The organism is Desulfuromonas soudanensis (genome assembly GCF_001278055.1).
GTDB lineage: Bacteria > Desulfobacterota > Desulfuromonadia > Desulfuromonadales > WTL > Deferrimonas > Deferrimonas soudanensis.
Window position 1 is genome coordinate 3,632,472 of the sequence record NZ_CP010802.1, and the last position, 20,678, is coordinate 3,653,149.

Genomic DNA, 20,678 nt, shown 5'->3' on the forward strand with positions numbered 1-20,678 from the left:
CCGGCCCGGTTTGTTCCGCAAGGGCACTCGTCTCTTATGGATGAATCCCTGCCTGAGCCAGCTCCCTGACGCCGCAGAGGTCGAGCTTGCCGCTTCCGAGCAACGGCAGACGTTCGACCGCTACATAGCAATCCCGCGCCGGTTTCCAGAGGTTGGGCAAGTCGCTTTCGGAAATCAGGCGATGCAGGGTTTCGACAGTGCTGGAAGCGCTCTCGTAGACCACGACCAGGCACTCACCCCGTTTTTCGTCGGGAATGCTCGTCACCGCGACCACCCCGGTCTGATTGAGCTGGGCGTGCAGAAGATCCTCCACCGCGCCGTGCGGAATCATTTCGCCGCCGATCTTGCTGAAGCGGGCGAGGCGATCGGTGATGTGCAAAAAACCGCCGGCGTCGAGATGGCCGATATCGCCGGTGTCATACCAGCCGTCGCGGACCACTTCGCCGGTCTTCTCCGGCTGGCCGAGATAGCCGAGCATGACATTCGGTCCCTTGACCAGAATCAGGCCGGACTCACATGTCCTCCGCGGCGCTCCGCTCTCAGGATCGATCACCTTGACGACGACACCGGGAATCGGCAGGCCGACACTGCCGTCGCACCAGCCGGCCTGACGGATGCCGTCGATCTCCACATCGGGGAGGGAGAGGGCGATGACCGGGGACAGCTCGGTGGCGCCGTATCCTTCGAGAGGGCGGAGTCCGAACCTCTCCTCGAAACTGTCGGCAAGCTTGCTCTTGAGTTTTTCGGCTCCGGTGACGACCAGGCGCAAAGTTACAAAGTCTTCCCGTCTGGCACGGCGCAGGTAGGCCATGAGGAAGGTCGGGGTGGCAATAAGCAGAGTCGAGCGCTCCTTGCGCACGGTGCGGGCTATGACCTCGCCGTCGAGGGGGTTAGTGTGGTAGACGGCAGAAAAGCCGGACAACAGCGGTAGCCAGAGGGTGCCGGTGAAGCCGAGAGAATGGAAGAAAGGGAGGGCCGAGCAGATGTTGTCGCGCTTCGTGACGCGAAAGACGATGCGCAGCGCCTCGAGGTTGGAGAGGATGTTGTGGTGCGACAGCATCACCCCTTTCGGCTCGCCGGTGCTCCCCGAAGAAAAAATCACTGTGGCGAGGCGGTCGGCGGTGAAGCTTTTCGGACGGGCCCAGAGCCGTAGCGGCAGGAGACGTGCTTTGCAAAAGGCGCGGAGTTTTTCACCGGGACTCAGCTCGACAAGGAGGTCCTCGATGTAGAGAACGCCGGGAAGCTCCGGCAGGGCAGAGAGCTTATCGAGAAAGGTCCGCGAGGTGATCACGGTGTCGATTCCGCACTGATTGATGGCGGAACGGATCCCGTCGGGGGAGGCGGTGTAGTTGAAATTTACCGGCGCCGTCCCCTCAAGGTTCAGGGCAAGATTGGCCAAAGCGCTGCCGACCGTCGGCGGCAGGCAGACCCCGATCATCGGCGCCCCCTTGATCTGCGTCCGCAGCCTTGCCGCCAGAGCCGTAGAGGCGATCAGGGCCTCTCCATAACGCAGGGTGCGGCCCCCGGTGTCGGCCAGGGCGGGCCGGCGCCAGTTTTCACGGGCGGTTTCGGCAAAAAGTTCGCCGAGAGCGCGGCGCCGGGGCTTGCGGGAATCGAACCAAGCACAGGAGAGTTCCATCACCGCCCCCCGCACCTCCTGGGGATTGCTGCCGGCCGGGAGGGCCGTGCCGAAGAGTACCGTCACCCGATAGGGGAAGAGGGTCGGCAGGCGCGACAGAAGCTTGCCGTGGGCATAGGAGAGGATGCTCCCCCAGGCGCCGCCGATATAAATCGGGATGATCGGGTGCTTACTCCCCTTGACGATGCGCTCGAAGCCTCCCTTGAATTGGTTGAGCATGCCGTTGCGGGTGATCGCCCCTTCCGCAAAGATGCAGACCAGGTAGCCGTCGTCGAGAGCCTGGCGGGCTGCCGCGATAAAGGTCAACATCCCCTTTTTGCCGTCCTTGGACGAGACCGGAATCACTCCCATCAGGCGGCAAAGCTGGCGAAGCAACGGCGTGTTGTATATCTCCCGCTCCATAACGAAACGGATCCGGCGCTGTTGGGTGGCGATCAGCAGCAGGGCGTCAAGCCAGGAGACATGGTTGGCGACCAGCAGTGCCCCCCCCTCCATGGGGACGTTATTGCGGCCGACGATCTCCAGTCGGTAGCAGAGGCGCATGGCCAGAAGGGAGATGAAGCGCAGGAGAAAATCGGGGAGGATGCAGAGGGTCAGCACCGTCAGAATCAGGGTCACGACCGCCAGCAGGGCAAAGGAGGCGCCCGGCGAAACCTGCAGCGGACCGGAGAGAAACCAGAGGAGTGCCGATGCGGCGAGGGCGCCGACCCAGCTGAGGAAGCTGGCTGCGGCCTGAATCTCCCCGCGGCGGTCGGCCGGACTGCGTAGCTGGATGAAGGATTGCAGCGGCACGATGAAGACGCCGGCGCTGAGGCCAAAGAGGGCGACGATGCCCAGAACCGTGGGAATATGGGGGGGGGCGGCGTACAGGGCGAAAGAGGTGAGGGTCAGACCGGTGGCGCCGATAGGTACGACGCCGAATTCCACGGTGCGGCCGGAGAGGCGTCCCGCCAGGAGAGAACCGAGGCCAATCCCGAGAGCGGCGGCGACGAAGAGGTAACCGCTCTCCTCCTGGCTGAGGCCAAGGCGGCTCATGCCGTAGGAAAGAAGGTTGAGCTGGCAGAAGGCACCGACGAAGAGGAAGTAGGCAGCGCCGAAGATCGCCAGGAGCAAATAGCCGTCTTGGCGGAGGCTGCGCAGGGTACGCCAGTAGGCGGCCGGGAAGAGGGCAAGGGGGCGCGTCGGCGCACCCTGCGGGGTGGTTGGCAACCGCCAGGCGATCAGCAGACCACAAACAGCGATGGCGATTCCGCCAAAAAGTGCGACGCCGTGGCGCCCGTTGGCAGCCTGCACCAGGAAGGGGGCGAGGGCTGTGCCGCCGACAATTGCCAGAAAGGTCAGCATCTCCAGGAGGCTGTTGGCCCTTGAAAGCTCCTGTCGCCCCACCAGCTCCGGGACGACGCCGTACTTGGCCGGGGCGAAGAAGGCGCTGTGGCAACCGAGGAAGAAGATCGCCAGGTAGAGTACCGGAGCATTCTGCTGCCACGCGCCGACGGCGGCCAGGATCGCGATGCCGACCTCCAGCCCCTTGACCGCGACGATCACCCTGCTTTTTGGCAGGCGGTCGGCGAGGGAACCGGCCAGGGCGGAGAAGAGGAGAAACGGCGCGATGAAGGCGGCACTGCCGAGGGCGGCGATGCCGGCGGCGTTCGCCTCGCCCCCCTGGCCGATGAGAAAGAAGATGATGATAAGCTTGATCAGGTTGTCGTTGAGCGCGCCGAGGGCCTGGACGAGGTTGAGGCGGCGAAATGACAGGGGCAGTTGCACATTGGGCTCGATAGCGGGCATCGGTTTCTTCCTTGTTCAGTTCAGGCGCAGCAGCTGGGGAGTGTTGCCCAGCACCGCTTGCGGAAGGCCTAGCGCCAGTTTCAATTGCAGGCTCTGGTCCCAGGGATTGTCGATAGCCGAGAGACGACGGATGGTAGCCAGGGGGAGACGCCCGAGTTGGAACCAGGGGGAGGTCAGGCCGGTGCAGGGGAGTGGCATGTCGGTGCCGAAATGGAGCCGGCTGTGCAGCTCCGGACGGGCAAGAACCCGCTGCAGGTGACCGAGGCGATTGATCTGGGTCAGGGCGGAGATGTCGGCATGGAGATGGGGATAGGCTGCAGCCAGACTCAGGAAACGCCCGAAGTTGCCCTCGCCGCCGTTGCGGCCGTTGCTGGCGCAGTGGGCGGCAATCACCGTCACCCCTTGCTCCAAAGGGAGACGCAGACGTTCTGGGTCGGCGAGGCGGTTGTCGGTGCGGGTGAAGGACTCCTCGTTTCCGGTGTGACTGAGCAACGGCAGTTTCAACTCGACAAGGCGCTTGTAGAAGGGGATCAGGGCCCGGTCGGCCGGGTCGATCCCCTGGATCGACGGCAGCCACTTCAGCAGCACCGCGCCATCGGCGACTGCCGCGTCGAGTTGTTCCAGGGCGTCGCGGCGCCGGGGATTGACGCTGGCGCCAAAGAGGAGGTTGTTGTGTTCGCGGCAGGCCTGGGCGATGAAGGCGTTGGGGATGTAGAGTTCAGTCTTCTCTAGATCGAGGTGACCCTGGCCGTCGATGGCGCCATCGAGGGCGAAGACCACGGCCTTGTGCACATGCTGCGCGGCGGCCAGGCGTGCGGACATCCCCTGCAGCACCCGCATGTCTCCGTCCCGCTCCAGATCGGCGAAGGTGACGCCGAAGGCCCTGAGGTAAAAGCGGAACTTCCAGCTGTTGCGCAGTTGCGGCGCCACATGGCAGCCGCTGCCGCCGCCGCCGATTCCGGCCCCATGGGTATGAATGTCGATGACCATCGATTTGTCCATGATTCTCTCCTTGTCTCGTGATGACAGTCATGCCTTACGCAGGAGTCGTGCCGAAAATGGCAAGCGTTGCTATCATGGTGAATTTACAGCAAAAGTAAAGGATTATCTCTTTTTCATTGTTAGGAGGTCACGGCAGACTTGACAAAAAATGAACATTAGCCTTACATTCCGTGCATGAATAATACCCTCACCCTAGGCCCAGCGGATCGTGAGTTTTTCACGATGATTGCCCGAGCGTCCTTCGCCAACCCCTTCGGCTCCGAGCGGGAGGATCTCGATCGGCGCATCGCCGGGGTCGATATTCCCCTCGACCGGAACGAGCTCTATGCACGGGCGGTGGACCGGGCCGAGGCTGCTCTGCGGCGACTGGAGGTCGATGGCCGGGTGGACCTGACCCGCTACCGCAGTGAAGACCAGGATGTCTTGCGCACAGTCTGTCTCTTCGACATCTATCATCGCTACCGCGAGGCGTTCGACGCCTCTATCCAGCAGCAGATCGCCGCCGGCGACGCCCCCTGCCAGATCCCCTTTGCCCCCGAGATCTTCTCCCTCCTCGCGCAACGGGGCTTTGCCGACGACGAAATCCTCCGTTACTTCGCCATCTTCTACCAGCTCCGGCGTGCTTTTTATTTCATCGAAGGAACCTTGCTCGGGCTCTCCCCGTCGATGAACACCCTGCGGCGGAACCTCTGGAACTGCATCTTTACTGCCGATATCGGCCGCTATGAGACCCTCCTCTGGGACAGGATGGAGGACTTTTCGACCCTGCTCCTCGGCGAAACCGGCACCGGCAAGGGGGCGGCGGCCGCCGCCATCGGCCGCTCGGGCTTCATCCCCTTCGAGGAGCGCAAGGGGTGCTTCAGCGAGAGCTTCACCCGCAACTTCATCCACCTCAATCTTTCCCAGTATCCCGAAGCGCTCATCGAGTCGGAACTCTTCGGCCACAAAAAGGGGGCCTTCACCGGCGCCATCGTCGACCACCCCGGAGCTTTTTCCCGCTGCACCCCCCATGGCTCGATTTTTCTCGACGAAATCGGCGATCTCTCCATCCCGGTGCAGATCAAGCTCCTGCAGATCCTGCAGGAACGCATTTTTTCTCCGGTGGGGAGCCATGACCGTCAGCGTTTTCACGGTCGGGTCATTGCCGCCACCCACAAGCCCCTCGAGGCGATGCGCCGAACCGGGCAATTTCGCGACGACTTTTACTATCGACTCTGCTCCGATATCATCGTCGTGCCGCCTTTGCGCCAACGCCTGCGTGAAGAACCACGGGAACTCACCGAGATGGTGAGCGGAATTCTCTCCCGGATGCTCGGCTCTTCAGGGCTGAGGTTGGTTGATTTCGTCTGTGCCACCCTGACGCGGTCGGTCGCACCCGACTACCCCTGGCCCGGCAATGTCCGCGAACTCGAACAGGCGGTGCGCCGCATCCTCGTGACCGAGGATTTCCGAGGCGAAACCCCACCGACGGCGGCCAACGGGAAACAGCAGTTCTTGATTGACATCGATGCCGGGGCCCTCAATGCCCGGGAACTCCAGGCCTGCTATTGCCGCCTTCTTTACCAACGCCACGGCACCATCGAGGAAGTCGCCCGCCGCACCGACCTTGATCGCAGAACGGTCAAGAAGTACCTCGGAGATTGAAAGAGAAGCTTGGCGTGCCCTGGTTTTTTGAATAGGACATTCGATCGGCAGGAAGAGGCCAGGGATTGTCCCTGCCCGGCATGTGGGCCGCATGCATTAAAGGAAGCAAAGTGTATATTCATGCTCGATGGATGCACCAGAAAATCCTTGGGATCCGGGTTGGCATTTGGACATCCCGGGTTGGCATAGTATGCTGACGCGCGATTTGCACGTTTCAGGACACGCACCCTTTGATTCCAATCCTTCCGCAATCGTCCCTGCCCGACATGACGAATGGACAGCAATCACCCCCCAAGGAGCCTGGGGGTAGTCAATTTCGCCTTCGCCCTCTAAATACCCAGGAGGATCTCACCGAGAACGGCAAGAGCACCCCTCAACGATGGCTTGGACTCGTTTGGCAACCACGATGTGAACAAGGAGATTGGATCCGCATGGACATCGAGAAGATCAAGGTGGAGACGGAAAACGATCAGACCCTGGAGGTCGTGGTCACCAGCAAGAAAGCCGACGCCATCTGGATCGTCCTCGGCGAAGGGCTCCACAACGTCAAGTGCAAGCTCACCCCCACCCGCAACAACCTCGCCTACGTCGGAAGCCTGATGGGGCGCGAGATCCTCTATCATCGAAGCGTCAAGGAGGTTTCGGCCGACATCGCAAAACACAATCGCGAGCCGATCATGCCGGTGAAGCGCTGACCGGTTCAGGGGAGATTTTTCCCTCCACTACATTCACAGGAGTTCACCATGCCGATCATCGCCATCGAAGGGCCACCCATCGCCGATCTCAATGTCCGCCGCAAACTGGTCAGTGAATTGACGTCCGCCGCCGCCCGGGCCTACGCCCTGCCGGAAGAAAAAATCATTGTCCTTATCCGCGAAAACACCCCGGAACAGGTGGCCGTCGGCGGCAAGCTGCTCGCTGACCTGAGATAACGTCTCCGGGACAGCAAAAAAAAAGAGCCGGCTGCTTCACGCAGCCGGCTCTTTTTTTCCTCGGATTTTCTTTTTTTCAGCTTTCCGGCTCCCGCAGATACCCGAGCGTCGCATTCCAGAACGACAGGTCGTAATGGGTCTTCTCGAAAAGGCGGGCATTGACGATGACGATCCCGGCAATTTCGGCGACGGCCGAAAGGAAGGTGACGTCCTCCTGGCTGTAGGCCCGCGGCCGATCCGAGTAGACCCTCAGCACACCGATCACCCGATGCCGGGCGATGATCGGCAGAGAGAGAATCGAGGCGATCCCCTCGGCCACGGTCTGCTTCGGGTATTCGAGGCGCGGATCGCTACCGGTGTCGGCGATGAGGACCGGAATCCCCTCAAGGGTCTCGCGGATGCTTCTGTCGGCATGGGGCGACCCCTTGGCCAGGAAGCGGTCGCTGAGCCCCCGGGCGGCCAGGAGTTCCAGCTCGTTGGAGACTTCGTTGATCAGGCGCAGGGCCGCCGCCTTGGCGTGCATCAGTCCCATCACCCGCTCGATGATCAGCTGCATCAACTCGCGGGAATCGAGGGTCGAGAGCATGGCCCGGGTGATTTCGTGCAGGGCGCGGAAATATTCGAGGCTGCGCCCTGTCTCCCCGGGGACGGAGGCGAAGGGACGGGTCTGCTCCTCGACCTCGGCCGGCGCGCCGGTGAGTTCGACGCCGACATCCTGAAGCAGGGCCGAGAGCTTGACCCCTTGGGCCTTGTAGAGCCGGGCATTGACGATGGCCAGGGCGCCGAGTTCGGCCATCGCCGAGACCAGTTCGATCTCTTCGTCGGTGAAGGTTCGGCGCTCGGCGCTGTAGAGACGCAGCACGCCGATGGCCCTGCCGGAGGCGACCAGCGGCAGCGACAGCAGGGTGTTGATCCCTTCGGATCGCAGCTCGTCGCGATACTGGATGCGCGGGTCGTCGTAGGCATCCTGAATGCAGACGACCTTCCCGTCGAGGACCTCGGGGACGCTGAGGTCGGCGTTGAGCGCCCCCTTGTTGAGATAGGCCTCGCTCAGGCCGCAGGACGCCATCTGTTCCAGACGGTGGGTCTCCTCGTCGACGAGCCGCAGGCTCCCCCCCCTGACGTGCAGCGCCGCAACGGAGCGTTCGACCAGCGTCTCGAGCGTGACCTGCAGCGACGAAGAGGAGAGGATCGTCTGCGCCGCTTCGTAAAACAGTTTAAAATAGGCGACTGACTGGCTTTGCGGCATGGGAGGATAATCTCCATCGAGAGAATTGAGACCGTGTTCTATTTTAGTATAACGGTAAATCCGGACAAGGAGAAGGGATTTTTCAGAAACTCCCCCGGATGGGTCGATTTTACCCCTTGGACGCGAATCCGCTCACCCTAGGACGAAACGACATCCTGGAGTTCGCATCGATGGCTCAATAAAAAGGGGGCAGGCTGTGGAAAACAGCTTGCCCCCTTTTCCTTTTATCGATAACCGGACTCTATCAAATGAGCGGCACGCCCCCCGCCTTTTTGATGGCATCATGGGCCGCCGGAGAGGTGGCGAATTCGACGAACGCCTTGACATCACCCTGGAAATTATTTTGTTTAAAAACAAAGGAGAGAATGCCGAAAGCGGGATATCCCTTCTGCTCAGGGGCCATGCCGTCGATTTTCAACACCTTGAGCTTTCCGGCGATGGCGACATCGAGGGGTCCGAATCCGATGCTCCCCGGGGTAAAGAGGATTGCTTTAACCATGTGCGGCGTCTTGTTCATGATCCGGGCCCTGTCGCTCAGAACGATATCCTTGAAGCCGGGGAAGGTTTGCATCAGGTTCTGCAAGGAGCTGTCGCCGTCTTCGCGCCTGAAAACTTCGATTTCCCCATCGATGCCGCCGACGGCCTTCCAGTTGGTGATTTTTCCGGCATATATGTCGAGAATCTGGCGGCTGCTCAGGCCGTCGATTCCGATGGCCGGATCGACGAAAAAAACCGTCGGCACCCGAACGAAATTCACGGTGGTCAAGCCGTAGTGCTGTTCCTTGTCCTTGATCGGGCGGGCCACCCGGGCGATCAGCGCCTTGTCGGTCCCGACAACCTCGATCCCTCCCGATGAACCGATGCTTTGCGGCACCCTGACCTCGACTCCGGTGGCCGCGGTGAAGGCCTCGCCGACGGCGGCAAGGATATTGACGCCGTCACCCGTCCCGGGAATATCGATCCTGGCACCCATCGCCGGTGTAGCCAAAGTGAGCAGCAGCAGACCGAGTCCCAGTTTACGTAATCCTTTTTTCACGCGGCATTCTCCTTTTTTGGCCTGCAGGGGACAGAACTATCCATTCGATTCCGCAACAGTAGCCTTATAAGGGTCCCTCGGCAATTGAAATTTACTCGGTGGAGAATTTTGCGCCCTCTCCTCGGAAGGAACCGATAGCCCCCTCCGCTTGACTCTGCCTCATCCCCTCGCCTACACTGGAAAACTTCGGCGCCAGGCGCCCGCGATCCCTCCAGGAAGGGTCCTTCGATGAACCGCCCCATCTCTCCCTCTGCCGCTCCCCCGTCGTCCGGCGGAACCCCCTGGCGACCGATCAGCCGCGGCGAAATCGAACGCTTCGCCCGGGCCCTGTCCAGCGCCTACGAGGTGGTCGGGGTGCAGCGCCTGCGGGGACGCCTGACCCTGGAGCGCCTCGACGATCCAGCCGAACTCCTCCTCGAGTTCCCCCCCCGGGTCCACTCACCGAAAAAGTACCTCTTTCCCCACTGGGAGAAGCTTTTCCGCTTCCGCCTCGGCGGCCGGGTCCTCCTCGAGGCGGAAAAAGCGGCGGCACCGCGGGTGATCTTCGGCATGCACCCCTGCGACCTGCATGCGGTGCGGGTTCTCGACGACTGCCTCTTCGAGGGGGAAGCCGACAGCGCCTACCGGGCGAAGCGGGAGGCAACGATTTTGATCGGGGTCGACTGCGTCCCCGACGAGCACTGCTTCTGCACCAGCATGGGGACCGACCGGGTCGCCGGCGGCTTCGACCTCTTTCTCCATAAGGTCGACGGCGGGTACCTGGCCCAGACGGGGAGCGAACGAGGCGAAGCCCTCCTCGGCCGCTACCTCCCCCAGGTCGCCCTTCGCCCCGGGGAACCGCCTCTCCCCCTACAGGTCAAGCAGACGCAGAGCGCCCTGCGCTTCTCCGTGGAGTCCCTGGCCCCCCTCCTCGAAGGGGTCTACGACCACCCCCTGTGGGGGGAACTGGGGGAGAAGTGCCTCGGCTGCGGCGCCTGCACCCTTCTGTGCCCCTCCTGCTACTGTTTCAACGTCCAGGACCGCCTCGACCTCGACCTCGAGGGGGGGGAACGGCTGCGGACCTGGGATTCCTGCCAGCTCGACCAGTTCAGCAAGGTCGCCGGCGGGGGCGACTTCCGCGCCGATCAGGCCGACCGCCAGCGCCACCGCTTTTTCCGCAAGTACAAGTACCTCTGGGAAAAACACCAGCGCACCGCCTGTGTCGGCTGCGGCCGGTGCAGCCGCGAATGCCTGAGCCGCATCGACCCGCCTTCGGTCCTCAACCGCCTCTTTACCGCCGAGGCCCTGCCGGAGATCCCGGAGACTCCGGGGGGGGAGTACCACCCACAGCTGGCGGAGGTGGTCGGGGTGGAGACCCTCACCGAAGGCGAACGGGGATTGCGGCTGCGGCTCGACGCGCCGCTGGCCTTTGCTCCCGGCGCCTTCATGGAAGTCTCCGTCTTCGGCCTCGGCGAGGCCCCCTTCACCATCGCCTCGCCGCCGGACGGCACCTGCGAAATCGACCTTGTGGTGCGCGCCGCCGGAGCCCTCACCTGCGCCCTGCACCGTCTCAAGCCCGGCGACACCGTCGGGGTGCGCGGCCCCTTCGGCAGCGGCTTCCCGGTGGATCGCTTCCTCGGCCGCGACGTGCTGCTGATCGCCGGCGGACTGGGGCTGGTGACCCTGCGCTCGCTCCTCCTGACGATCCTTGCCCGCCGCGGCGAGTTCGGCCGGGTTCTCCTCCTCTGCGGCGCGCGCTCCCCCGAGGCCTTCCTCTTTCGTCACGACCTTCTGCGGTGGCACCGCGAGGGGATTCTCGACTGCCGGTTCACCGTCAGCGACGGCGGGGACGCCTGGAGCGGCGCCGTCGGCGACGTCACCGTGCTGCTGCGCGATCTCGACCTGGCGCCGCAACGCACCACCGCCGCGGTCTCCGGCCCCCCGGGGATGTACCGTTTCGTCAATCCCCTCCTGCTCCGCCTCGGGATCCCCGAGGAGGCGATCTATCTCAACCTCGAGCGCCACATGAAGTGCGGCCTCGGCAAGTGCGGCAAGTGCCGGATCAACGACATCTGCGTCTGCGAGTGCGGACCGATCTTTTCCTACGACCGGGTGCGGCACCTGCGGGAGGCCATCGAACGATGAAACCACGGATCGGCTTTTTCGACTTCACCGGCTGCGAGGGGTGCCAGCTCACCGTCCTCAACCTCGAGGAGTCTTTTCTCGAGCTCCTCGAACTGGTGGAGATCGTCGAGTTCCGCGAAGTGATGAGCTCCGAAGAAGGCGACCTCGACATCGCCTTCGTCGAGGGGAGCATCGCCACTCCCGAGGAAGCCTCCCGCCTGCAGGCGATCCGCGCCCGCACCAAAACCCTGGTGGCCCTCGGGGCCTGCGCCGACACCGCCGGCGTCAACGCCCTCACCTACCTGCACGACCCGCAGCAGCTGCGGCGCGATCTCTACGGCGACGACCCGGCCCGCCTGCAGGGGGGGCATCCCCTCCCCCTGAGCGCCCACGTCACCGTCGACTGGCGGGTTCCCGGCTGCCCCATCGACGGGCGGGAGTTCCTCTCCGTCCTCCAGGCGCTCCTCGTCGGCCGCCCGCCGGAGCTGCCGAGCTTCTCCCTCTGCGTGGAGTGCAAGCTCGCCGAACTCCCCTGCACCTTCGAGGAGGGGCGGATCTGCCTCGGTCCGGTGACCCGCGCCGGCTGCAACGCCCTGTGTATCGCCGCCGGCGACCGCTGCCGCGGCTGCCGCGGGGTCATCGACAACCCCCGGCAGACCCCCTACTACCGGATTCTCGAGGAGCACGGCCTCGACGCCGAGGAGATTCTCGGCGAATTCCGCACCTTCAACCTTCCCGGCAAAGGGGGGCGCCATGAGGATTGAAGTCCGGCATCTGGCCCGGGTCGAGGGACACGCCCACCTGGTAATCGACGCCGAAAAGGGGGAACTCAAGGAGTGCCGGCTGGAGATCGTCGAATCGCCCCGTTTCTTCGAGGGGATCCTCAGGGGGCGCCACTACCGGGACGTGGCGCCGATCGTCGCCCGGATCTGCGGAGTCTGCTCCAACTCCCACACCCTCGTCTCCCTGGCGGCGACGGAAAACGCCCTGGGGATCGCCGTCAGCGATCAGACCCGCAGGCTGCGCCGGCTTCTGGCCTACGGCGAGATTCTGCAGAGCCACATCCTGCAGATCTACTTCATGGCCGTCCCCGACTACCTGGGAGTGGCCAGCATCTTCCCCCTGGTCCGCAGCGAGCGCGAGCTGGTGACCCGCGCCCTACGCCTGAAGAAGCTGGCCAACGACATCTGCCTGGCCGTCGGCGGCCGGCCGGTCCATCCGGTGACCCCCTGCGTCGGCGGCTTCTCCGCCCTCCCCTCCCCCCAGGCCCTGCAGGATCTGCGACGACGACTGGTGGAGGCGCTCCCCGACCTCGAAGCGACCGTCGAGCTCTTTGCCGCCTTCCCCATCCCCGAATTCATCCGGGAGACCGAATACCTCTCCCTCGCCGCCGGAGACGGCTACCCCCTCCTCGGCGACACCCTGGTCTCCAGCGTCGGCCTCTGCGCCCCGGCGGCGGAGTACCGCACAGTGATCGAGGAGTACCCGGTCCCCCACTCCACGGCCCGCTTCGCCCGGGCGACGCGGGGAGCCTACATGGTCGGCCCCCTGGCCCGGGTGCGCAACGCCCACGACCGACTTTCCCCCATGGCCCGCACCGTGGCCGGGGCCCTGGGGCTCTCGGCGGCGACCGCCAACCCCTACTTCAACCTCGTCGCCCGACTGGTGGAAGTCGTGCACTGTCTGGAGGAAGGGATTCACCTCATCGACCTGGTCCTTCAGGACGGACTGCGACCGGAAACGGCACCCTCCCCTTCGGGACCGGGGCGCGGAGCGGCGGCCATCGAGGCCCCAAGGGGGACTCTCTTCCACGCCTACAGCTACGACGCCTCCGGCTGCATCGAAAGCGCCGACTGCGTCATCCCCACCGCTCAGAATCTCGGCAATATCGAGGCTGATCTGCGGGGCCTGGTGCCGACTCTCCTCCACCTGCCGCAGGAAGAGGTGACGAAGCGCCTGGAGATGCTGGTGCGGGCCTACGACCCCTGCATCAGCTGCTCGACCCACCTCCTCGAGGTGCGCTTCGTCGGCGGAAAGGGAGGGAAGTGAGAATCATCGGCATCGGCAACCCGCTGATGGGGGACGACGGCATCGGCATCGCCGCCGTCGCGGCTCTGGAGAAGGAAGGGGTTCCGGAAGGGGTGGACATTATCGATGGCGGAACGGGGGGATTGACGCTGCTGACTTTGATGGAAGGGGCAAAGAGGGTGATCCTGGTCGATGCGGTGGAGACGGGGAGCCCCCCGGGGACGATCCTGCGCCTGGCGGGGGAGGACCTGGAGCCGGAGACGGCGGCGTCCTCCCTCTCCCTGCATTCCGGCGGCCTCCCCGAGGTCCTGGCCCTCGGGCGCGCGCTCGGCACCCTTCCGCCGCTGATTCTCTTCGGGGTGCAGCCGCACTCGGTGGAGGTGCGCCTCGGCCTCTCGGACCCGGTCGCCGCCGCCCTCCCCCCCCTCCTCGCCCTCATCCGAGAAGAGCTCAAAGCCTGACGCTTTCTTCTATATTCTGTATTCTATTTTCTGCCTTCCAGTTTTTTCCCCTAAATCGCCCCTTCAGCAAGCCACCCCGTTCCCGGCGGGAGGGGCTTTTCGCCGGCGAAGGCGGCGCGGCGCAGGAAGGTGCCGAACTCTTCGGCGGCGAGGGGAGGACTGACCAGAAAGCCCTGAATGATGTCGCATCCCCGGGACCGAAGGGCATCGAGCTGGGCGGCGTTCTCCACCCCCTCGGCGATCACCTGCAGTTTCAGGGAACGGGCCATGGCCATGATCGCCTCCACCATCCCGGCGCCCGCATCCCCCTCGATCTCACGGGTGAAAGCCTGGTCGATCTTGAGCATGGCGAAGGGGTAGCGCCGCAGGTAGCTCAGGGAGGAGTACCCGGTGCCGAAGTCGTCGAGGGAGAGAACTGCTCCGAGATCCTTGAGTGCCATCAGGGTCTCGAGGGTCGCGGGTCCGCTTTCGAGAAGGATCGTCTCGGTGATCTCCAGATGGAGGAGATGGGGCGGAAGAGCCGTTTCGGCAAGGATCCGGGCGACCATCGGCGCCAGATCCCGGTGCCAGAACTGGCGGCTGGAGAGGTTGACGGAAACGCGCAGCGGGTGCCCTTCCTCCTCCCAGGCCCTGGCCTGAAGGCAGGCGCTGCGCAACGCCCATTCGCCCATGGAGATGATCAACCCCGACTCTTCGGCCAGGGGGATAAATTCCCCGGGTAGGACCAGATCCTTGCCGCCGTGGCGCCAGCGCAGCAGCGCTTCGGCGCCGAAGATCTCGCCGCTGCGCAGGTCGATCTGCGGCTGGTAATAGAGGAGGAGTTCCCCCCTCTCCACCGCCCGGTGGAGGTGATTTCCCATCTCGAGCATCTGCACCGCGGCGGCGTTCATCGGCCGGGAATAGAACTGGTAGTTTTTGCGCCCCATCCGCTTGGCGTGGGAGAGGGCCGTATCGGCGTTTTTGAGGAGGACCTCCATGTCGCCGCCGTCGTCGGGGAAAAGGGCGATGCCGATGCTGGCGGAGACGAAGAGCTCCTGCCCCGCCACCTCAAAGGGACGCTCGAAGATCTCCATGATCCGTCGGGCGACCTTGACCACGTCCTGCACCTCATCGACCTCGGGGAGCCAGAGACTGAATTCATCGCCGCCGAGGCGGGCGAGGGTTTCGGGGAACTCCTCCGCCGTCTGTCGGGCGACGACGTCGGTCACCCGCAGGGTCGCCAGGATCCGTCGCGAGACCTCCCGCAACAGCCGGTCTCCGGCGCTGTGGCCGAGGGATTCGTTGATGGTCTTGAAGCGGTCGAGGTCGAGGTAGAGGAGAGCGACCCGGGTCTTGTAGCGCCGGGCATGGGCCAGGATGTAGGTGAGGCGCTCGTTGAAGAGCAGCCGGTTGGGGAGAGCGGTCAGGGGATCGTAGTAGGCGAGGAAGTGCATCCTCTCTTCGGCCTGTTTGTGCTCGGTGATGTCCTGGATGGTCCCGAAGATGCGCGTCGTCGCCTCGGGAAGATCGCAGGCGGTGGTCCCCTGGGCGCGCAGATGGCGCAATTCCCTCCCGGGAAGAAGGAGGCCGCAGTCGACGCCGAAGGGAATCCCCTCCCGGAGCATGGCCTCCAGGGCTTCGGCGAGGACGGGGCGGTCCGCCGGGAGAAGGCCCTGGAGCAATTCCTTCTCGGAAAGACAAACCTCATCCGTTCCCAGACCGAGAATTTGCGCCGCCTCGGCGCTTAATCGGAACCGCTCCCCCTTGGGATCCCACTCCCACCCCCCGAGGCGGGCGATGCGCTGGGCCTCGGCGAGTCGCGCCTGGCTGCGGTGCAGCCCGGCGAAGGCTGCGTTGGCCCGCAGGATGTAGCGCAGGCGGTGGCCGAGGACGGAGTAATTGAGGGGTTTGGAAGCAAAATCGGTGGCGCCGACCTCGTAGGCCCGGAGAATCGAGGCGTTGTCATCGAGGGCGGTGAGCATCACCACCGGAAGATGAGCCCCCTCAGGGAGACGACGCAGGGCGGCACAGGTCTCGAAGCCGTCGAGGTGGGGCATGATGACATCGAGCAGGACCACATCGGGAGAAAGGCGGGGGATGAGCTCGAGGGCCTGCCGACCGTCGACGGCTTCGGCGACTTCGAAGCCGAAGGGTTCCAGGGCCTCGCGAATCGTCCGCCGCATGAACGGCTCGTCGTCCACCACCAGCACCAGGGTCTGCCCCGGTTTTTTCGCCAACTCCATCGCACACCTCCCGGGGAAACCCCGTCAGGAACATTGCATCGGGGACGGCTCCGACTCGTTGAACATTAAAACACATAATCCCCGGCCTGTCCCCCATCATTCCCGATTCCATGCAAAAGGACCGCCAAATCACCGCCGCGCCCCGGCGCCATTGCGTCACCCGGCGCGGCCGAATCGCGGGTCCCGGGGGAGGCCCCGGAGCTCTGTCGGGATAGGGCCTCTCCCTCCCGTCCCGGCAAATCCGCCGGGGACGGGTGTCATTTTACCGACACCCCGCCGCCGGGCGCCCGCCAGTTCCCGGCGCTTCCCCGCTCGGCACCCCTTGTGCATCTATTTATATGACTTTATCCGGAAACCCCTCGACGGAGTCTTGTGCCATGCACCAGTCCCTCCCCCTGACGACAGAAACCACCCCTTCTTCTCCGGTTCCGACCCCGACGGCGGCGACCGCGGCGCCGCGCATCTGGGCCGTCGGCGGCGGCAAGGGGGGGGTGGGGAAATCGGTGATCACCGCCAACATGGCCGTTGTCCTCGCCCGGGAGGGGAAGCGCTGTGTGATCCTCGACGCCGATCTCGGGGGTGCCAACATCCACACCCTGATCGGCCTCCCCAACCCGAAAACGACCCTCTCCGACCTCTTCAGCCGCCGGGGGATGAAGCTTGAGGCGGTCATGGTTGACACCCCGGTTCCCAACCTCCAGCTGATCAGCGGCTCGCGGGCGCTGATGGAGATGGCCAACCCCAAACACGTTCAGAAAGAGAAGATCATCCGCCAGCTCTTCTCCCTCGACGTCGATCACATCTTCATCGACCTCGGCGCCGGCTCCGCCTTCAACGCCCTCGACTTTTTCCTGGCCGCCCATACCCAGATCATGGTCGTCGTTCCCACCCCGACCTCGGTGGAAAACGCCTATCACTTCCTCAAGGCCGTCTATTACCGCAAACTGAAACGGGCGATCCAGACCCTCGGCGCGCAGCGCCTCGTCGACCGGGCCATGGGGGAGAAGATGCTGCGGGGGATCCGCTCACCCCGCGACCTCATCGCCAGCATCTCCCGGGAAAATCCCCCTCTCGGGGCCTCCCTGGAGGCCGAGATGTCCCCTCTGGCACCGGCCCTGATCGTCAACCAGATCCGCACCGAGGAGGAGATGGATCTGGGGCCGCAGATGAAGGTCGCCTGCCGCGACTTCTTCGGCCTCGATGTGGATTTTCTCGGCTGCATCCGCAACGACGACCGGGCCTACAACGCCGTGCGCATGAAGCGTCCCGCCATGGAGGCCTACCCCCAATCCTCCTTTTCCCTGGCTCTGCGGGAGATCACCCGCAAACTCGCCGCCGCCCCCTTCGGAGGGTGCTGATGGAGCGTCATTTTCAGACCCTGGGGATCCCCCCGGACGCCGGCATCCTCGAGGTGAAGCGCGCCTATCTGCGCATGAAGAACCTCTATGCCGAGGGGAGCCTGGCCACCTACACCCTCCTCGACGACGAGGAGAGACGGGACAAACTCGAGGCGATCGAAGAGGCCTATCAGGCCCTCAGCCACGGACTGGCCCAGCGCAGCGTCTCCCCCCCCTTCCGCGAAGAGCAGGAGGGGCCCGAGCCTCCGCCCATCGACCCGGCGGACTCGCCGGGGCTCTTTCTCAAGCGGTTGCGGGAGTCCCAGGGACTCCCCCGCAGCGAGATCGCCAGCCGCACCAAGATCAGCACGACGACCATCGACTGCATCGAGCAGGAGCGTTTCGACCACCTCCCCGCCCCTGTCTACCTACGGGGGTTCATCCACGAATATGCCCGCGCCCTCGGGTACCCCGACCCGGCAGGGCTGGCCTCCCTCTTTCTCGAGCGCTTCCGGCAGCAGTCCTCCGATACCTGACGTATACGCCTTCGGCGCCAGCTCTTCCTTGATTTTTCTCCCCCCCCCGCACTATAGTCAGTCTTGATACCTCCGACCGTTTCGAGGGCCCCGCATGCACGAAGTCGGCATCACCCGCAGTATCATCGAGATCGCCGAGCGCAGCGCCCGCGACCAGGGCGCGAGCAAAATCCTGTCGGTCACCGTGGAGATCGGGGCCCTCTCGGGGGTCATGGCCGAGGCGGTGGAATTCTGCTTCGAGGCCTGCAGCTGCGGCACCTTCCTCGAGGGGGCGACGCTGATCATCGAACAAATCGCCGGACGGGGGCGCTGCCGGGAATGCGGCACCGAAGCGGCCATCGACACCTTCACCTTCGCCTGCCCGGCGTGCGGCGAGTTCGCCCTCGACCGGCTGCAGGGGGACGAACTTCGCATCAGGGAAATGGAGATCGACTGATCATGTGCATCGACTGCGGCTGCCCCTCCGGCGGGCACGATCACCCTCACGACCACGACCAGGTCCGTACGCAGGGCGGCAAGACCGTGCGCATCGAGGAAAACCTCCTGGCCAAAAACGACCGTCTGGCCGGGATCAACCGCGCCCTCTTTGCTGCCAGGGGGCTTTTGGTCCTCAACCTGGTGAGTTCGCCGGGCTCGGGAAAGACCTCCATCCTCGAGCGCACCCTTGTCGAGTTGCGGGGACGCATCGCCTTCGCCGTTCTCGAAGGGGACCAGCAGACGGCCAACGACGCCGACCGCATCGCCGCCACCGGCGTCCCGGTCCACCAGATCAACACCGGCACCGGCTGTCATCTTGACGCGCACATGGTCGGGCACGGCATCGAACACCTCGACCTGGCGGCGGCCGAAATCCTGATGATCGAAAACGTCGGCAACCTGGTCTGCCCGGCCTCCTTCGACCTCGGAGAAGATCACAAGGTCGCGGTCCTCTCCGTCACCGAAGGGGAGGACAAACCCCTCAAGTACCCGCAGATGTTCCAGGCCGCCGATCTGATGCTCATCAACAAGATCGATCTCCTCCCCTATCTGCGCTTCGACCTCGAGAAATGCAAGACTTTTGCCCGCCGCGTCAATCCGAAGATCACCATCCTCGAACTCTCCTGCCAGAGCGGCGTAGGGATGGAGGGGTGGTACGCGTGGCTGGCGGCGGGTTTATCGCGGAAAAAGGCCTTGAAAGACCTCACCACAGAGGCACGGAGACACAGAGGAGATCTTTAGAAAAGCAGAACTTCCTGTTATTTTTGTTTATTTGCCTCTGTTTTGTCTTTAACCTCTGTCTCTCGGTACCTCCAGCGAGCAACGCGAGGGGGTGATTAAGGTTTTCCCCTCAAAAAACAACAGGAGCAGGAAGCGATGTGCCTGGCCGTACCGATGCAAGTCATGACCATCGAGGAGGGAACGGCGATCTGCGAGGTCGACGGGGTGAAACGGGAGGCGAGCCTGATGATGGTCGAGGACGTCGCCGTCGGGGACTTCGTCCTCATCCATGCCGGCTTCGCCATCGAGAAACTCGACGAAGAAGAGGCCCTGGAGACGCTGCGCCTCTTTCGCCAACTCCTCGACAAGGGGATGATCCCGGAATGAAATACTCGGCCGAATTCCGCGACCCGGCTCTGGCCCGGGGGCTCCTTGCGGCCATCGCCGAAACGGTGGCCGGGTACAGGGGTAAAATGACGCTGATGGAAGTCTGCGGCACCCATACCATGGCCATCTACCAGCACGGCATCCGCGCCCTCCTCCCGGAAGGGATCCGGCTGATCTCCGGCCCCGGCTGCCCGGTCTGCGTCACCCCCGTGGGGTACGTCGACCACGCCATCGCCCTGGCGCGGCTCCCCGGGACGATCGTCGCCACCTTCGGCGACATGGTCCGGGTCCCCGGCTCAAGCAGCACCCTGCTGCGGGAAAAGGCCCTGGGGGCCGATGTGCGCATCGTCTACTCCCCCCTCGACGCCCTGACTATTGCCGAACACAATCGGCAGCAGACGGTGGTCTTCCTCGGCGTCGGCTTCGAAACCACCGCTCCGACCGTCGCCGGCTCGATCCTCGAGGCGCGGCGCCGCGGACTCGATAACTATCTGGTTCTGGCGGCGCACAAGACGATGCCGACGCCGATGGCCGCTCTCGCCTCCGACCCGGAGCTGCAAGTCGACGGCTACCTCTGCCCGGCCCACGTCTCCGCCGTCATCGGCGCCAACGCCTATCTCCCTCTCGCCAAAAAGCACCGGGTTCCCTGCGTCGTCACCGGCTTCGAGCCCCTCGACGTTCTCCAGGGGGTACTGATGCTCGCCCGTCAGGTTGTAACCGGAGAGGCGCGGGTCGAAAACCAGTACAGCCGCTACGTTAAACCAGACGGCAATCCCCGGGCCCGGGCGATCCTCGATGAAGTCTTCGCCCCCTGCGACGCCCGCTGGCGGGGGATCGGCGAGATCTCCGGCAGCGGCCTGAAAATCCGCACCGCCTTCGCATACTTCGATGCCGCCCGTCAGCTTTGCGTAACGGTCGAGGAGCCCGTGGAGCACGGCGGCTGCCTCTGCGGGGAGATTCTCAAGGGGAAGGTCAGGCCGAAGGAATGCCCCCTCTTCCGCACGGTCTGCACCCCCGAAGACCCGGTGGGGGCCTGCATGGTCTCCAGCGAGGGGACCTGCGCCGCCGAATACAAGTACGGCTGCTGAAACCGCAATACCCGTCACCGTCTTCAGGA

Annotated in this window: 18 protein-coding genes; 13 read left to right on the forward strand and 5 right to left on the reverse strand. The window is 64.2% G+C overall.

What is annotated here, in order from left to right; translation table 11 throughout:
• Positions 1-34: 34 nt before the first annotated feature.
• Both DSOUD_RS16165 and DSOUD_RS16170 read right to left on the reverse strand, forming a co-directional pair.
• Positions 35-3,427 (reverse strand): acyl-[ACP]--phospholipid O-acyltransferase, encoded by a 3,393-nt coding sequence (locus tag DSOUD_RS16165; RefSeq protein ID WP_053551981.1) that lies wholly within the window; start codon positions 3,425-3,427, stop codon positions 35-37.
• A gap of 15 nt (positions 3,428-3,442) precedes the next feature.
• The gene (locus DSOUD_RS16170; protein ID WP_082351331.1) at positions 3,443-4,429 is read right to left on the reverse strand and encodes an amidohydrolase family protein; all 987 of its coding nucleotides are present in this window, start codon (positions 4,427-4,429) and stop codon (positions 3,443-3,445) included.
• A 222-nt stretch (positions 4,430-4,651) separates the two neighbouring features.
• On the opposite strand from DSOUD_RS16170, the gene DSOUD_RS16175 reads away from it, so the two are divergent.
• The 3 genes from DSOUD_RS16175 to dmpI all read left to right on the forward strand — a co-directional run bounded on the left by DSOUD_RS16175 (position 4,652) and on the right by dmpI (position 7,005).
• A complete protein-coding gene (locus DSOUD_RS16175; protein WP_232426462.1) occupies positions 4,652-6,073 on the forward strand; it encodes a sigma 54-interacting transcriptional regulator in 1,422 nt (473 codons plus the stop codon).
• 431 nt (positions 6,074-6,504) lie between these two features.
• Complete coding sequence (locus tag DSOUD_RS16180; RefSeq protein ID WP_053551983.1) at positions 6,505-6,768, forward strand: hypothetical protein; 264 nt, start codon at positions 6,505-6,507, stop codon at positions 6,766-6,768.
• 48 nt (positions 6,769-6,816) lie between these two features.
• Entirely contained in the window at positions 6,817-7,005 is a 189-nt protein-coding gene (gene dmpI, locus DSOUD_RS16185; RefSeq protein WP_053551984.1) for a 4-oxalocrotonate tautomerase DmpI, read from the forward strand.
• A 76-nt stretch (positions 7,006-7,081) separates the two neighbouring features.
• On the opposite strand, the gene DSOUD_RS16190 is transcribed toward dmpI, so the two are convergent.
• Both DSOUD_RS16190 and DSOUD_RS16195 read right to left on the reverse strand, forming a co-directional pair.
• Positions 7,082-8,254: a GAF domain-containing protein gene (locus DSOUD_RS16190; protein WP_053551985.1), complete on the reverse strand. Its 1,173-nt coding sequence runs from the start codon at positions 8,252-8,254 to the stop codon at positions 7,082-7,084.
• Positions 8,255-8,498: 244 nt separating this feature from the next.
• A complete protein-coding gene (locus tag DSOUD_RS16195; RefSeq protein WP_053551986.1) occupies positions 8,499-9,290 on the reverse strand; it encodes a PstS family phosphate ABC transporter substrate-binding protein in 792 nt (263 codons plus the stop codon).
• A 228-nt stretch (positions 9,291-9,518) separates the two neighbouring features.
• Between DSOUD_RS16195 and DSOUD_RS16200 the strand changes: the two genes are divergently transcribed.
• From DSOUD_RS16200 to DSOUD_RS16215, 4 genes are read left to right on the forward strand one after another with little or no spacing between them, the layout of a single operon-like run.
• The gene (locus tag DSOUD_RS16200) at positions 9,519-11,414 is read left to right on the forward strand and encodes a 4Fe-4S dicluster domain-containing protein (RefSeq protein ID WP_053551987.1); all 1,896 of its coding nucleotides are present in this window, start codon (positions 9,519-9,521) and stop codon (positions 11,412-11,414) included.
• On the forward strand, positions 11,411-12,157 hold the full coding sequence (locus DSOUD_RS16205) for an NADH-quinone oxidoreductase subunit B family protein (protein WP_053551988.1): 747 nt from the start codon (positions 11,411-11,413) through the stop codon (positions 12,155-12,157). Before DSOUD_RS16200 ends, DSOUD_RS16205 begins: the two co-directional genes overlap by 4 nt.
• The gene (locus tag DSOUD_RS16210) at positions 12,147-13,442 is read left to right on the forward strand and encodes a Ni/Fe hydrogenase subunit alpha (RefSeq protein WP_053551989.1); all 1,296 of its coding nucleotides are present in this window, start codon (positions 12,147-12,149) and stop codon (positions 13,440-13,442) included. The genes DSOUD_RS16205 and DSOUD_RS16210 overlap by 11 nt, the downstream gene beginning before the upstream one ends.
• Positions 13,439-13,882 (forward strand): hydrogenase maturation protease, encoded by a 444-nt coding sequence (locus DSOUD_RS16215; RefSeq protein WP_082351332.1) that lies wholly within the window; start codon positions 13,439-13,441, stop codon positions 13,880-13,882. Before DSOUD_RS16210 ends, DSOUD_RS16215 begins: the two co-directional genes overlap by 4 nt.
• Before the next feature lie 50 nt (positions 13,883-13,932).
• Here the strand turns inward: DSOUD_RS16215 and DSOUD_RS16220 are convergent, their stop codons facing one another.
• Positions 13,933-16,104 carry a putative bifunctional diguanylate cyclase/phosphodiesterase gene (locus DSOUD_RS16220; RefSeq protein ID WP_053551990.1) on the reverse strand — a complete coding sequence of 724 codons (2,172 nt, stop codon included), beginning with the start codon at positions 16,102-16,104 and terminating at the stop codon, positions 13,933-13,935.
• 377 nt (positions 16,105-16,481) lie between these two features.
• Between DSOUD_RS16220 and DSOUD_RS16225 the strand changes: the two genes are divergently transcribed.
• From DSOUD_RS16225 to hypD, 6 genes are all read left to right on the forward strand, one after another.
• On the forward strand, positions 16,482-17,462 hold the full coding sequence (locus DSOUD_RS16225) for a MinD/ParA family ATP-binding protein (RefSeq protein WP_053551991.1): 981 nt from the start codon (positions 16,482-16,484) through the stop codon (positions 17,460-17,462).
• A complete protein-coding gene (locus tag DSOUD_RS16230; protein WP_053551992.1) occupies positions 17,462-17,977 on the forward strand; it encodes a helix-turn-helix domain-containing protein in 516 nt (171 codons plus the stop codon). Before DSOUD_RS16225 ends, DSOUD_RS16230 begins: the two co-directional genes overlap by 1 nt.
• A gap of 94 nt (positions 17,978-18,071) precedes the next feature.
• Positions 18,072-18,413: a hydrogenase maturation nickel metallochaperone HypA gene (hypA, locus tag DSOUD_RS16235; RefSeq protein ID WP_053551993.1), complete on the forward strand. Its 342-nt coding sequence runs from the start codon at positions 18,072-18,074 to the stop codon at positions 18,411-18,413.
• Complete coding sequence (hypB, locus tag DSOUD_RS16240; RefSeq protein WP_082351334.1) at positions 18,296-19,195, forward strand: hydrogenase nickel incorporation protein HypB; 900 nt, start codon at positions 18,296-18,298, stop codon at positions 19,193-19,195. Before hypA ends, hypB begins: the two co-directional genes overlap by 118 nt.
• Before the next feature lie 135 nt (positions 19,196-19,330).
• Positions 19,331-19,561, forward strand: coding sequence for a HypC/HybG/HupF family hydrogenase formation chaperone (locus tag DSOUD_RS16245; protein ID WP_053551995.1), 231 nt, complete (start codon positions 19,331-19,333; stop codon positions 19,559-19,561).
• Positions 19,558-20,649: a hydrogenase formation protein HypD gene (hypD, locus tag DSOUD_RS16250; RefSeq protein ID WP_053551996.1), complete on the forward strand. Its 1,092-nt coding sequence runs from the start codon at positions 19,558-19,560 to the stop codon at positions 20,647-20,649. Before DSOUD_RS16245 ends, hypD begins: the two co-directional genes overlap by 4 nt.
• Positions 20,650-20,678: the final 29 nt, after the last annotated feature.

Coding starts and splice junctions, on each gene's coding strand:
- DSOUD_RS16210 (WP_053551989.1), top strand. CDS start 12,147: ATGAGGATTGAAGTCCGGCATCTGGCCCGGGTCGAGGGACACGCCCAC.
- DSOUD_RS16200 (WP_053551987.1), top strand. CDS start 9,519: ATGAACCGCCCCATCTCTCCCTCTGCCGCTCCCCCGTCGTCCGGCGGA.
- DSOUD_RS16175 (WP_232426462.1), top strand. CDS start 4,652: ATGATTGCCCGAGCGTCCTTCGCCAACCCCTTCGGCTCCGAGCGGGAG.
- DSOUD_RS16165 (WP_053551981.1), bottom strand. CDS start 3,427: ATGCCCGCTATCGAGCCCAATGTGCAACTGCCCCTGTCATTTCGCCGC.
- DSOUD_RS16190 (WP_053551985.1), bottom strand. CDS start 8,254: ATGCCGCAAAGCCAGTCAGTCGCCTATTTTAAACTGTTTTACGAAGCG.
- DSOUD_RS16245 (WP_053551995.1), top strand. CDS start 19,331: ATGTGCCTGGCCGTACCGATGCAAGTCATGACCATCGAGGAGGGAACG.
- DSOUD_RS16230 (WP_053551992.1), top strand. CDS start 17,462: ATGGAGCGTCATTTTCAGACCCTGGGGATCCCCCCGGACGCCGGCATC.
- DSOUD_RS16205 (WP_053551988.1), top strand. CDS start 11,411: ATGAAACCACGGATCGGCTTTTTCGACTTCACCGGCTGCGAGGGGTGC.
- DSOUD_RS16220 (WP_053551990.1), bottom strand. CDS start 16,104: ATGGAGTTGGCGAAAAAACCGGGGCAGACCCTGGTGCTGGTGGTGGAC.
- hypD (WP_053551996.1), top strand. CDS start 19,558: ATGAAATACTCGGCCGAATTCCGCGACCCGGCTCTGGCCCGGGGGCTC.
- hypA (WP_053551993.1), top strand. CDS start 18,072: ATGCACGAAGTCGGCATCACCCGCAGTATCATCGAGATCGCCGAGCGC.
- DSOUD_RS16170 (WP_082351331.1), bottom strand. CDS start 4,429: ATGGACAAATCGATGGTCATCGACATTCATACCCATGGGGCCGGAATC.
- DSOUD_RS16180 (WP_053551983.1), top strand. CDS start 6,505: ATGGACATCGAGAAGATCAAGGTGGAGACGGAAAACGATCAGACCCTG.
- hypB (WP_082351334.1), top strand. CDS start 18,296: ATGCGGCACCGAAGCGGCCATCGACACCTTCACCTTCGCCTGCCCGGC.
- dmpI (WP_053551984.1), top strand. CDS start 6,817: ATGCCGATCATCGCCATCGAAGGGCCACCCATCGCCGATCTCAATGTC.
- DSOUD_RS16225 (WP_053551991.1), top strand. CDS start 16,482: ATGCACCAGTCCCTCCCCCTGACGACAGAAACCACCCCTTCTTCTCCG.